The organism is Mycobacterium sp. TH-M25 (assembly GCF_057473665.1).
In genome coordinates, this window is record NZ_JBYCLA010000564.1 from 1 (window position 1) to 11904 (window position 11904).

The window sequence follows — 11904 nt, forward strand, 5'->3', positions numbered from 1 at the left end:
CGCTCAACCCGTTCAGCGGCGAGTTCTACCGCGAGGCGCTGCAAGTCAGCCGGTACACCCGGGAGATGTTCTGCCTGATGGAGGGTCGCCACGTGCACCCGTCCACGCTGTATCCCGGCGGGGTCGGCACCGTGGCGACCATTCAGTTGATGACCGACTACATGAGCCGGCTGATGCGTTATGTGGAGTTCATGAAGAAGGTCGTGCCGATGCACGACGACCTGTTCGACTTCTTCTACGAGGCGCTGCCGGGTTACGAGCAGGTGGGCCTGCGGCGCACGCTGCTCGGCTGCTGGGGCTCGTTCCAGGATCCCGACGTGTGCAACTTCGACTACAAGGACATGGAGCGCTGGGGCAACGCGATGTTCGTCACGCCCGGTGTCGTCGTCGACGGCAAGCTGGTCACGCACTCGCTGGTCGACATCAATCTCGGCATCCGGATCCTTTTGGGCAGTTCGTATTACGACGACTGGAATGAACAGGAGATGTTCGTCAAGACCGATCCGTTGGGTAATCCGGTGGATCGGCGCCATCCGTGGAACCAGCACACCAACCCGCATCCGCAGAAACGGGACATGGACGGCGGCAAGTACAGCTGGGTGATGTCGCCGCGCTGGTTCGACGGCAAGGATCACCTGGCTCTGGACACCGGCGGCGGCCCGCTCGCCCGGCTGTGGTCGACCGCGCTGGCCGGCCTGGTGGACATCGGCTACGTCAAATCCACTGGCCATTCGGTGCAGATCAACCTGCCCAAGACTGCGCTCAAGGGGCCGGTCGAGTTCGAGTGGAAAATCCCCCAGCACGGGTCCAACACCATCGAGCGCGACCGGGCGCGGACCTATTTCCAGGCCTATGCGGCCGCGTGCGCGTTGCACTTCGCCGAGAAAGCACTCGCCGAAATTCGGGCCGGTCGCACCAAGACCTGGGAGCGCTTCGACGTGCCCAAAGACGGCATCGGCTGCGGCTTCACCGAGGCGGTGCGCGGAGTTCTGAGCCACCACATGGTTATTCGCGACGGCAAGATCGCCAACTACCACCCGTACCCCCCGACCCCGTGGAATGCCAACCCGCGCGACAGCTTTGGCACACCAGGCCCCTACGAGGATGCGGTGCAAGGACAACCGATCTTCGAGGAGAACGACCGGGAGCATTTCAAGGGCATTGACATCATGCGCACGGTGCGCAGCTTCGACCCCTGCCTGCCTTGTGGTGTGCACATGTACCTGGGCAAGGGCAAGACGCTGCAGCGGCTGCACTCACCGACGCAAGCGGCGACCGGGGAGTGATAGATGGCTGATCGCCCCGAGGCGTTGGAGGGGGACGCGCTGTGGCGCTCGGCGGGCGATCGGATCCAGACGCTCTTGGATGCGACGTCGGCCGGCGGGACGGTGGCGCGTGAGCGCGCCGAGCACTTGGTTCGCGAGGTCGTCGATCTCTACGGTGCGGGTTTGGCTCGGATCGTCGCACTGATCGACGAGCCGGCGATAGAGCGGCTGGCCACCGACGACCTGGTCGCCAGCCTGCTGCTCGTGCACGGCCTGCATCCGCACGACCTGCGTCGCCGGGTTGCCGACGCACTCGACCGGGTCCGACCGTACCTGGGCTCACACGGCGGCGATGTGCATCTGCTCGACATCGTCGGCGACGCCGTGCAGCTTGCGTTCGCCGGTAGCTGCAAGAGTTGTCCGTCGTCGGCGGTGACGCTGGAGCTGGCCGTCGAGGACGCGATTCGCGCTGCTGCACCGGAGGTTTCGTCGATTGACGTGGTGGCACCCGAAGCCTCGGCAGCCGAGTCGGCGACGGTGATTCCGGCGGAATCACTGTTGGCCCAAGTCCATTCCAGGGCCCATGCGAACGGCGGCGCCTCGACGGCGTGGCATCCGCTGCCGGCGGTGGCCGATCTGGTCCCCGGCGAGGTCGGCGGCTTTTCAGTGGCCGGCGCCGTGGTGCTGGCCTGCCGGGTGGGCGACCAGCTGTATGCCTATCGTGACCACTGCCCCGCCTGCGACGGATCGCTGGCCGGCGCGGCGCTGCACCGACGAGCCGCGGGTGGCGATCCGGTGCTGCGATGTCCGCGCTGCCGCGCGCATTTCGACGTCGTACACGCCGGGGCAGGGCTCGACGAGCTGGCCGGTGGCCCGGCGCGACACCTCGATCCCATCCCACTGCTACTGCGTGACGGCGTGCTGTCCATCGCGGTATCGGCCGAGCCGATGGGCGCGCCGGCATGACCTGCGGTGGCGACGATGCGGAGCGCAGCGGTGAGGAGAAGCGCCGCCAATGAGTAGCGCCTACGACGTGCTGAGTCGAATCACCAACAACCGGCGGGCACCGCAGCCAGTCGGCGAGCGCTGCGAAATGTGCTCGGAGAGCATTGCCGACGAGCATCAGCACGTGGTGAATGTGGCTGGGCGGCAACTGATGTGCGTTTGCCGTGGCTGCTATCTGCTGTTCACCGACAGCCACGCGCAGCTGCGCTACCGCTCGGTGCCCGACCGTTACCTGTCTTTTCCCGACTTCGCGCTCGATCGCCGCACCTGGGAACTGCTGCAGATCCCGGTCGGCCTGGCGTTCTTCTTTCGCAATTCCGCGCTGGATCGCACTGTCGCGTTCTATCCGGGACCGGCGGGGGCAACCGAGTCCGATCTCGACCTCGAGGCGTGGACCGCGATCAACGCGGCTGACCCGAGGGTGGCCCTGCTCGCCGACGACGTCGAGGCACTGCTGGTACGAGTCCGCGACGACGAAGAGCCCGACTGCTATCTGGTACCGATCGATGCCTGCTACGAGTTCGTCGGCGGGCTGCGGATGTTGTGGCGCGGCTTCGACGGCGGGCAAGAGGCGCGCACATTCATCGACGCGTTCTTCGCCCAGCTGGCCGCCCGCAGCGCGGAGCAACCCCGATGACCAGCCCCACCACCCAGACCAGCGGGCTGGCGTTCACCGTCCTGGACGTGATACCCGAGCCCTACGCGGCTGTGCCGACCTTGACTGCGCGCGTGCGCGTTTCGGCACCCGACGACGAGCCCGTGCACGCGATCGCGCTGCGCTGCCAAGTCCGCATCGAACCATTGCGACGCGGCTACTCCGACGACGAAGCAGCGGGGCTGACGGATTTGTTCGGGCCACGCGAACGCTGGGCCACCACCCAACACACCTTCCTGTGGCAGCATTGCACGGCGATGGTGCCGGCGTTCCTGGGCACCAGCGAGATCACGCTGCCCCTGGAGTGCACCTACGATTTCGAGGTCGCGGCAGCCAAGTACCTGCACGCGCTGCGCGACGGCGCCGTTCCACTGCAATTCCTTTTCAGCGGAACGGTATTCACGCCGGGTCAGCGCGGCTTCTCTGTCCAGCAAGTGTCGTGGGGCTGCGAGGACCACTACGACATGCCGGTAGCGGTGTGGCGCGAACTCATCCGGCTGCACTACCCGAACACCGGGTGGGTGCGGCTGTCTCACGACGCGGTGGCCGCATTGGCCGCCTACAAGTCGGCGCGCGGCCTGATGAGTATCGAGGACGCGGTCACCGCGCTGCTGGGCGCGGCGCACCAGGTGACGCGATGACCGCGGATTGGGACCGGGCCCGTGCCGTCGCCGACGCCGTGCTGTACGAGGGTTACCTGCTCTACCCGTACCGCGCGACGTCAAGCAGGAACCGATCACGTTGGCAGTGGGGTGTTTTGGGCCCCGCGGGCTCCTCCGACGCCGGGGTCGGCGAGGATGACACCATCACCGCGCAGTTCCTCGTCGACGGAGCGCAATCAATCACGCTGGTGGTGCGCTTCCTGCAACTGCAGCACCGCCGCGCCGAGCGCGACGCCGGTGGCGGCCGTTTCGAGCCCGTCGACGAACTGATCACATCGTCCGGTTCGTGGCTGACGTGGGACGAAGCGGTCGAACACGAGGAATCCTTTGGCCCTTTCGCACTCGACGATTCGGCTCAGCCCTGGATGTTGCCGCTGACCGCCGCGGGGTCAACCAGCATTGAACCGGTCGAGAACGGTTGGCTGGTAAGGGAACGGCGAGAACTCAACGCCCGCGTGACGATAGGAATCGAGCCAGACGGCGCGCTGCAACGGGTATCGGTGAGCATCACCAACGTCGGTAAACCTGCCGCCGACAAGGCCGAAGCGATCGCGCGATCCTTGATCGGCACCCACGTCATCGCCGAAGTCGTCGGGGGCGCATTCGTCTCGCTCCTCGAGCCGCCGTTGACCGCCGCCGACGCGGTGTCCCGTTGCAGCCAGCACCGCTGCTTCCCGGTGCTGGCCGGCCCGCCCGGCGTCGGGGATCTGCTGCTGATCTCACCGATCATCCTCTACGACCACCCCGAGGTCGCCGAACAGAGCGAGACCGCGCTCTACGACTGCACCGAGATCGACGAGATCCTGACGTTGCGGGTGATGACGATGACCGACCAGGAGAAGGCGCAGGCCCGGGCCACCGATCCGCTGGCCGCGCAGATCATCGACCGCTGTGACTCGATGTCGCCCGAAGCCATGGCACGCCTGCACGGCGCCCTCCGCGACCCGGGGAAGCCCGCGGGCCTGATTCCGGAGGTGCCCGACGGCATCGATTGGTGGGATCCGCTGGCCGACAACGCCGTAGCGCCCGACCTCGACGCGGTGCTGGTGAACGGCGTCCGGGTGGCGCGGGGCAGTCGGGTACTGCTGCATCCGGGGCGTCGAGCCGACGCACAAGACCTGTTCTTCGCCGGCAAGACGGCGCGCGTCACCACCGTGCACGAAGACGTCGACGGTAACCAGCACGTCGGCGTCGTCGTCGAGGACGATCCGGCGGCCGACCTGCACGAGTGGTACGGCCGCTACCTGTACTTCTCCCCCGATGAAGTCGAGCCGCTCGAAACCAGCACTACAGAAGGGAATTCGATATGGAGATCGTAGGATGGGTGTTCGTCGGCATCCTAGGGTTGGTCGTTCTGGCCGGAATCACGGTAGGGCTGATATCCCTCCCCGATGCCCGGCGATACCTCAAGATCCGGCATATGTAGGGTCACCGGGCGGTCCGAGTCCAGTGCGCATCCTGGTGGCCGGTATCGGCAACATCTTCCTCGGCGATGACGGGTTCGGCCCCGAGGTAGTCCGGCATGTCCAAGTCCGGCAGGACGATTCGGGCGTGCGGGCCGTCGACTACGGCATCGGGTGCATGCACTTGGCCTATGACCTGCTGGACGGCTGGGATGCGCTGGTGCTCGTCGACGCGGTACCCAATCGCGGTAGCCCGGGGGCTCTGCACGTCTTCGAAGCCGACCACGAATCACACGCGGCCACCGGCGCTTTGGACACCCACAGCATGGATCCCGCCGCAGTGTTCGCCAGCCTGACGGCGCTCGGCGGCCAACCGCCCTACACGGTCGTCATCGGCTGCGAAGTGGGCAGCGTCGACGACGGTATCGGTCTCACCGAGGCCGTCACGGAGGCGGTGCCACGGGCCGTCGACGCCGTCGCGGAAGTCGTCGCGGGCCTGCAGACTCGATCGCCGGCGACGTCGGCGCAAAGGCGGGGCTGACCGATGTGTCTGGGCCTACCGGGCCAAGTGGTCAGCATGCTGGATGGTTACGAGGGGCAACTGGCACTGGTCGACGTCGCCGGAAAACAACGCAACGTCAATGTCGGCATGTTGCCGGAGGAGACGTTTGCACCCGGCGACTGGGTGATCATTCACATGGGGTTCGTCGTCGAGAAGACCGACCGGGCCGGCGCCGAGCAGGCGATGACCGGTCTGGAGCTGATGGGCCGGGGCCGCGACGATGACTGAGACGCTGGTGCACATCGATGGCATCCGGCAGCGGTTCACCGTGACCGGTGTCGTTCAGGGAGTGGGGTTCCGTCCGTTCGTCCACCGGATCGCCTCCGAGCTTGGGCTGACCGGATTTGTCGGCAACGATTCAGGCGCGGTCTTCCTGGAAGTGCAGGGATCCGGCGCCCGCATTGCGGAATTCCGTCGCCGGCTGAGCACCGAAATGCCTCCATTAGCAGTGATCAGTGCCGTCCACGTCGTCGACGTCGACGCTGACGGGCGCTGCGACAGCGGGTTTCGCATCGTGGAAAGCCAGCCGGCCGCCGGTGCCACCACCCCGATCCCACCCGATGTCGCCGTCTGCGACGACTGCATCGCCGAGCTGTTCGACCCGAGCGATCGTCGCTACCGGCACCCCTTCGTAACGTGCACCAACTGCGGTCCGCGGTTCACCATTATTCGGGCCCTGCCCTACGACCGCCCGGCCACCACCATGTCGGCATTCGCGATGTGCGAGCGCTGCGCCGTCGAGTACCACGACCCGACCGACCGCCGCTTCCACGCGCAGCCGATCGCCTGCCCGGACTGCGGCCCGTCGTTGTGGTTCTCCGCGCACACCGAGCGGGTCGCCGGATCCGATGCCGCGCTGGACGCCACCCAGCAGGCACTGGCCGCGGGTGCAGTGGTCGCGATCAAGGGCGTCGGCGGCTATCACCTGGCTTGCCGGGTCGACGACGAGGCGGCGGTGGTTGCGCTGCGGGGCCGTAAAGCGCGGGGCGCCAAGCCGTTCGCCGTCCTCGTGCGAGATTTAGCCGTCGCACGTCGCTATGCACACATCGACGACGCCGAAGCCGCAGTGCTCTGCGGTCCCGCGCGGCCGATCGTGCTGTTGCGGCGTCGTCGCGACGTCCCGCTCGCCGAGGCCGTCGCGCCGGGCAGCCCACTGCTTGGGCTGATGCTGCCGTACTCGCCGATCCATCACCTGCTACTCGCACCGGTCCCGGGCGCCCCTGGTGTCCAAGCGCTGGCCCCCGATGCCCTGGTGCTGACCAGCGCCAACCGCTCCGATGATCCCATCTGCTTTACCGACGACGATGCGGCACAGAGGCTTTTGCGGCCGTCCGCCCCCTTGTGCGACGCGGTGCTCGACCACGACCGCCCGATCCACGTGCCGTGCGATGACTCAGTGGTACGCGTTGTCGACGATCGTGAACTCCCGATCCGGCGATCCCGCGGCTACGCGCCGCTGCCCATCGACCTCGGCCTCGACGGCCCGCCGGTGCTGGCGGTCGGTGGCGAACTGAAGAACACCTTCTGCCTCACCGACGGGGCACGCGCCTATCTGTCCGGGCACATCGGCGACATGGAGACATGGGAAACCCTGCGGGCATTCGAACGCGCGGTGGGCCAACTCAGTGAAATCCGGCACCAGCCGGTGCGATTGGCCGCCGACCTGCATCCCGGATATCACACCCGAAATTGGGCCGAGCGCCGTGCCGGCGTTCGACCACTGGATCTGATTCAGCACCACCACGCGCACGTGGTGTCGCTGCTGGCCGAGCACGGACGTCTTGGTGAACCCGTGATCGGTGTTTCGTTTGACGGCACCGGCTACGGCTGCGACCACGCCATCTGGGGCGGCGAGATTCTCAAGCTCGGGCCGGACAGTCACCGATTCGCTCGTGTCGGCCACCTGTTGCCGGTGCCACTGCCGGGCGGTGATGCGGCCGTGCGCAATCCATGGCGGATGGCACTGTCCCAGCTGTGGAAGGCCGGTATCGACTGGACCCCGGACTTACCCCCGGTGAGCGCGGCGACGCCGGCCGAACTACGGCTCACCCGTTCACAATTGGAATCCGGCACCGGGTGTGTGCCATGTTCCAGCATGGGGCGGCTGTTCGACGCGGTCGCCTCCCTGCTAGGAGTGCGGCAGCGGATCGACTATGAAGGCCAGGCCGCCATCGAACTCGAGGCGCTCGCCGATTCCGTCGGCGAGACCGCAGGACTCGAGCTGCGACTGGCGGTCCGTGCCGACGGGGTGATCGACCCCGCCGGCATGTTGCGGGCGATGGTGTCGGCGCTGCGAGCGGGCGGGCAGCCGGCGGCACTGGCCGCAGGGTTCCACCGCGCGGTGGCCGACGCCGTCGTCGAGGTGGTGAAGATGGTTGCCGGACCGGTGGGGTTAGTGGGCCTTACCGGCGGCGTGTTCCAGAATGTGTTGCTGCTGCAAGGATGCCGACAACGCTTGCAGCAGGCAGGATTCGACGTGCTGACCCATCACGTGGTGCCGCCCAACGACGGCGGTCTGGCGCTGGGTCAGGCCGCGATTTCGGTGTTGATCGCGCTGGAAGAAGGCCGGTTGCGATGACCACCACTACCATCGATCGCGGGCTCGGCGCCGAGCTGGCCGCCGATCTGGCCGCGGCCGCCTTCACACTGGCCAAGCGGTTCGCGGCGGGTGCGACGATGTGGTCCATCGCACCGACGTGGGAGCCGCATGCACTGCACATCGCGGTCGAGTTCGTGCATCCGGTGATCATGGGAACGCGGGCACTGCCGGCCGTTGCCCTGACCGGACCGAACCTGATCGACCTGGTGCGGGTGTCGGTTCGGCCCGGCGACATCGTGATCGGGGTTGGCCCCGCCGCTGACCTCGAGCTGCGTTCGGTGATGCGCCGTAGCCCGGCCTGGGGCGCCACCACGATCTGGATCGGCAGCGGTGACCGACCCACGGCGGGCGCGGCCAATCACGTGCTGTGGCTCGACGACCCCGACCCTCGTGTTCCCGCGACGGGCGGCTTCGTACTGTTCTATCACCTGCTGTGGGAGCTGACCCACGTGTGTTTTGAGCACTCGGGATTGCTCAAACCCGCATCTGCTGAGGAGGTTTGCGTCACGTGCAGTGACGAGGGACGCCTGGGTGAGGTGGTGGCGCCGTCGACCGGGGGGATGGCCGCGGTGCGCACGGCCCACGGTGTCGAGAGCGTGGCGACGGCGCTGATCGACCCCGTCGACGCGGGTGAGCTGGTTCTGGTGCACGCGGGAACCGCGATCAGCCGCCTCGACGAGGAGGAGGCAGATTCATGAGCGAAGAACCTACCAATTTCCTGTATCCGTTCATCGATGCACAGGAGGACGACCCGCAATCGCTGCTTGCCGATCTTGCCGCGTCAGCGCAGGCAAAGGCCGCCGAGAGTGTGGCGCTGCGGCGCACCACCCTGGAGGACAACGCCGATCTACTGGATCAGGCTGCTACCCAGATGGCACGCCGCTTCGCAGCCGGCGGACGGATGTTCACCTTCGGAAACGGCGGCAGCTGCACCGATTCCACCACGTTGGCCGCGTTGTTCTCCCGCCCGCCCGCCGGAAAGCCGCTACCCGCGTGGTCGTTGACCGCCGACCCGGCGATACTGACCGCGCTGGGTAACGACGTCGGGTTCGAGCTGGTATTCGCCCGCCAGTTGATCGCCCGCGCGAAGAACGGTGACATCGTGATCGCGATGTCCACCAGCGGTAATTCGCCCAACCTGCTCACCGCGCTGGCCGAGGCGCGCCGGCGCGGCCTGTACACGGTCGGTTTCGCCGGATCCGACGGCGGCGCTTTCGCGGACAACCCAAACGTGGACGCCTGCTTCATCGTTCGCTCGCAAAGTGTGCACCGAATTCAGGAATCCCAAGCGCTGCTGGGCTATCAACTGTGGTCGGCCACCCAGCAACGGTCCGACGAGCAAGGTGTGGGGGCCGCATGAACAGCGCCGGCGACGATACAGAGCGAAGCGATGGGGAGGAGCGGCGAATAAACACAGCAGCAGGGAACTACCTGTCGTCGGGGCCGGGGTTCGCCGAAGGCGAGGTGATCGAGCGGATCGAAGTGTTTCGCAGGCGCCGGCCCCGCTTGCTCGACGACCACGTGAACTTGGCGCACGGCGCGGGCGGAAAGGCTTCCGCCGCGCTCGTCGACGCGGTATTCATGGAGGCCTTCCGCAATCCATTGCTGGAGTCACTCGGCGACGGCGCGGTGATCACGCTGCCCGGCGGTGAGCGCCTGGCGATGTCCACCGATTCATTCGTTGTGCAGCCCAGGCGTTTTCCCGGTGGCTCCATCGGCGAGCTCGCTGTGCACGGCACCTGCAACGACGTCGCGATGTCCGGCGCGGTGCCGTGTTGGATCTCGGCGGCGTTCGTGCTGGAGGAGGGTTTTCCGATCGCCGAGTTGAAGGAGATCGTCGCCGACATGGCGGTTGCCGCCGCCGACGCGGGCGTGCAGATCGTCACCGGGGACACCAAGGTGGTGCCCAGGGGTGCCGCCGACGGCATGTTCGTCACCACCACCGGGGTCGGCATCGTCCCTTCGGGGCGCACACTTTCGCCCGCCTCGGTACGCGCCGGGGACAAGGTGCTCTTGTCGGGCTCGATGGGCGATCACGGCATGGCGGTGATGCTGGCCCGGGGTGATCTGGCCATCGAGGCCGACATCCGTTCCGACACCGCGTCGCTCAGTCCGCTGGTGGAACTGCTGATGGCGGCCGCGCCGGCCACCCGCTGGCTGCGGGACGCCACCCGGGGCGGGGTCGGGACCGTCTGCAACGAATTGGCCCAGGCCTGCGGACTCGGGGTGCTCTTGGAAGAGGACCGGCTGCCCTTGGCACCCATGGTGAATGGCGCGTGCGAGCTGCTCGGCATCGATCCGCTCTACGTCGCCAACGAGGGTAAATTCGTCGCGGTCGTCGCACCCGAGGAGGCCGACGCCGGGCTGGCGGCGCTGCGGTCACATCCGCTGGGCGCCGACGCTGCCGAGGTCGGCGAAATCGTCGCCGAACCGGCCGAAAGCGTGGTGTTGCGCACCGGGTTCGGTGGCACCCGGATCGTCGACATGCTGGTTGGCGACCCGCTGCCGCGGATCTGCTGACGAAGAGGAGGCGTTGACTCTGCGCTGATGGCGCACCCTTCTCGCACTTTTGCGCACTGGGCGCAGAGTCAACCCAACGAAAGGAGGAGACCGCACATGTGTCTTGGGATTCCGGGACGGATCGTTGAGATCACCGATCCGGCAAACTATTTGGCGAAGGTTGACGTCAGCGGTGTGCAGCGCACGATCAGCGTGCGGTTGCTGGAGGGCGACATGCCCGAGCCCGACGACTGGGTGCTGGTCCACGTCGGGTTCGCGATGGCCAAGATCGGCGAGACCGAGGCGTTGCTGACACTGGCCGCTGTCAAGAAGCTCGGCGAGGCCTATACCACCGAAATCGAAGCCTTCGACTCGTCGGCGATTGTGTAAGCCCGGCGACGATGCGGGCCGGTAACGGCCCCCGGAGGAGTCGGGCACATCAAACCTAAGGGGAAAGCCATGAAATTCGTTGACGAATTCCGCGATCCGGCGGCGGCACGCAAGCTGCTGGCTGCCATCGGGCACCTGGCGGGTAGCGGCCCTGACCACTTCAAGTTCATGGAGGTGTGCGGCGGGCACACGCACACCATTTACCGGCACGGCATCGAGCACCTGCTTCCCGACAACGTCGAACTGGTGCACGGCCCGGGGTGCCCGGTGTGCGTCATCCCGATGGGCCGTATCGACGACGCGATGTGGCTGGCCGGCCAACCCGACGTGATCTTCACCTGTTTCGGCGACATGATGCGGGTGCCCGGGTCGGCCGGCAGCCTGCTGGACGCCAAGGCACGCGGCGCCGACGTCCGGTTCGTCTACTCCCCGTTGGACGCGCTGAAAATCGCTGTCGACAACCCCGAGAAACACGTGGTGTTCTTCGCCATCGGCTTCGAGACCACGGCCCCCTCGACCGCGGTGACGCTGGTTCGCGCCCGCGACCTCGGCCTGCGAAATTTCAGCGTGTTCTGCAACCACGTCACCATCGTGCCGCCGATCAAGGCCATCCTGGAGTCGCCGGATCTGCGGCTGTCCGGCTTCATCGGCCCCGGACATGTCTCGACGGTCGTGGGTAACCGGCCGTACCGGTTCGTGCCCGACGTGTACGCAAAGCCGTTGGTGGTGGCCGGATTCGAGCCACTGGATATTCTGGCTGCGGTCACCATGCTGCTGCGCCAGATCCGTGAGGGCCGCTGCGAGGTGGAGAACCAGTACAAGCGCGTCGTCCCCGAAAACGGCAACCCGGCCGCGTTGGCCTTG

The 11904-nt window shown here is 66.9% G+C and carries 14 protein-coding genes; all 14 read left to right on the plus strand.

Annotated features, from left to right (window positions below):
- On the plus strand, window positions 1-1286 hold a 1286-nt coding region (locus tag AC2VOU_RS18785; protein WP_486958722.1), incomplete at its 5' end, for a nickel-dependent hydrogenase large subunit.
- A 3-nt stretch (window positions 1287-1289) separates the two neighbouring features.
- Window positions 1290-2231: a NifU family protein gene (locus AC2VOU_RS18790; protein ID WP_486958723.1), complete on the plus strand. Its 942-nt coding sequence runs from the start codon at window positions 1290-1292 to the stop codon at window positions 2229-2231.
- 49 nt (window positions 2232-2280) lie between these two features.
- Complete coding sequence (locus tag AC2VOU_RS18795; RefSeq protein ID WP_486958724.1) at window positions 2281-2907, plus strand: DUF5947 family protein; 627 nt, start codon at window positions 2281-2283, stop codon at window positions 2905-2907.
- Window positions 2904-3566, plus strand: coding sequence for a DUF6084 family protein (locus AC2VOU_RS18800; protein WP_486958725.1), 663 nt, complete (start codon window positions 2904-2906; stop codon window positions 3564-3566). The genes AC2VOU_RS18795 and AC2VOU_RS18800 overlap by 4 nt, the downstream gene beginning before the upstream one ends.
- Window positions 3563-4906: a hypothetical protein gene (locus tag AC2VOU_RS18805; RefSeq protein WP_486958726.1), complete on the plus strand. Its 1344-nt coding sequence runs from the start codon at window positions 3563-3565 to the stop codon at window positions 4904-4906. Before AC2VOU_RS18800 ends, AC2VOU_RS18805 begins: the two co-directional genes overlap by 4 nt.
- Window positions 4894-5013 (plus strand): DUF6893 family small protein, encoded by a 120-nt coding sequence (locus AC2VOU_RS18810; RefSeq protein WP_486958727.1) that lies wholly within the window; start codon window positions 4894-4896, stop codon window positions 5011-5013. The genes AC2VOU_RS18805 and AC2VOU_RS18810 overlap by 13 nt, the downstream gene beginning before the upstream one ends.
- Before the next feature lie 23 nt (window positions 5014-5036).
- A complete protein-coding gene (locus tag AC2VOU_RS18815) occupies window positions 5037-5531 on the plus strand; it encodes a hydrogenase maturation protease (RefSeq protein WP_486958728.1) in 495 nt (164 codons plus the stop codon).
- A 3-nt stretch (window positions 5532-5534) separates the two neighbouring features.
- Window positions 5535-5780 (plus strand): HypC/HybG/HupF family hydrogenase formation chaperone, encoded by a 246-nt coding sequence (locus AC2VOU_RS18820; protein ID WP_486958729.1) that lies wholly within the window; start codon window positions 5535-5537, stop codon window positions 5778-5780.
- Window positions 5773-8130 carry a carbamoyltransferase HypF gene (gene hypF, locus AC2VOU_RS18825; protein ID WP_486958730.1) on the plus strand — a complete coding sequence of 786 codons (2358 nt, stop codon included), beginning with the start codon at window positions 5773-5775 and terminating at the stop codon, window positions 8128-8130. The genes AC2VOU_RS18820 and hypF overlap by 8 nt, the downstream gene beginning before the upstream one ends.
- On the plus strand, window positions 8127-8849 hold the full coding sequence (locus AC2VOU_RS18830) for a HypC/HybG/HupF family hydrogenase formation chaperone (RefSeq protein WP_486958731.1): 723 nt from the start codon (window positions 8127-8129) through the stop codon (window positions 8847-8849). Before hypF ends, AC2VOU_RS18830 begins: the two co-directional genes overlap by 4 nt.
- A complete protein-coding gene (locus AC2VOU_RS18835; protein WP_486958732.1) occupies window positions 8846-9511 on the plus strand; it encodes a D-sedoheptulose-7-phosphate isomerase in 666 nt (221 codons plus the stop codon). Before AC2VOU_RS18830 ends, AC2VOU_RS18835 begins: the two co-directional genes overlap by 4 nt.
- Window positions 9512-9558: 47 nt before the next feature.
- Window positions 9559-10671 (plus strand): hydrogenase expression/formation protein HypE, encoded by a 1113-nt coding sequence (gene hypE / locus AC2VOU_RS18840; protein ID WP_486958735.1) that lies wholly within the window; start codon window positions 9559-9561, stop codon window positions 10669-10671.
- Between the two features lie 96 nt (window positions 10672-10767).
- Window positions 10768-11040 (plus strand): HypC/HybG/HupF family hydrogenase formation chaperone, encoded by a 273-nt coding sequence (locus tag AC2VOU_RS18845; RefSeq protein WP_486958733.1) that lies wholly within the window; start codon window positions 10768-10770, stop codon window positions 11038-11040.
- Window positions 11041-11109: 69 nt separating this feature from the next.
- Window positions 11110-11904: hydrogenase formation protein HypD (gene hypD, locus AC2VOU_RS18850; RefSeq protein ID WP_486958734.1), on the plus strand; the 795-nt coding region annotated here is incomplete at its 3' end.

Coding starts and splice junctions, on each gene's coding strand:
- AC2VOU_RS18790 (WP_486958723.1), top strand. CDS start 1,290: ATGGCTGATCGCCCCGAGGCGTTGGAGGGGGACGCGCTGTGGCGCTCG.
- AC2VOU_RS18795 (WP_486958724.1), top strand. CDS start 2,281: ATGAGTAGCGCCTACGACGTGCTGAGTCGAATCACCAACAACCGGCGG.
- AC2VOU_RS18800 (WP_486958725.1), top strand. CDS start 2,904: ATGACCAGCCCCACCACCCAGACCAGCGGGCTGGCGTTCACCGTCCTG.
- AC2VOU_RS18805 (WP_486958726.1), top strand. CDS start 3,563: ATGACCGCGGATTGGGACCGGGCCCGTGCCGTCGCCGACGCCGTGCTG.
- AC2VOU_RS18810 (WP_486958727.1), top strand. CDS start 4,894: ATGGAGATCGTAGGATGGGTGTTCGTCGGCATCCTAGGGTTGGTCGTT.
- AC2VOU_RS18820 (WP_486958729.1), top strand. CDS start 5,535: ATGTGTCTGGGCCTACCGGGCCAAGTGGTCAGCATGCTGGATGGTTAC.
- hypF (WP_486958730.1), top strand. CDS start 5,773: ATGACTGAGACGCTGGTGCACATCGATGGCATCCGGCAGCGGTTCACC.
- AC2VOU_RS18830 (WP_486958731.1), top strand. CDS start 8,127: ATGACCACCACTACCATCGATCGCGGGCTCGGCGCCGAGCTGGCCGCC.
- AC2VOU_RS18835 (WP_486958732.1), top strand. CDS start 8,846: ATGAGCGAAGAACCTACCAATTTCCTGTATCCGTTCATCGATGCACAG.
- AC2VOU_RS18845 (WP_486958733.1), top strand. CDS start 10,768: ATGTGTCTTGGGATTCCGGGACGGATCGTTGAGATCACCGATCCGGCA.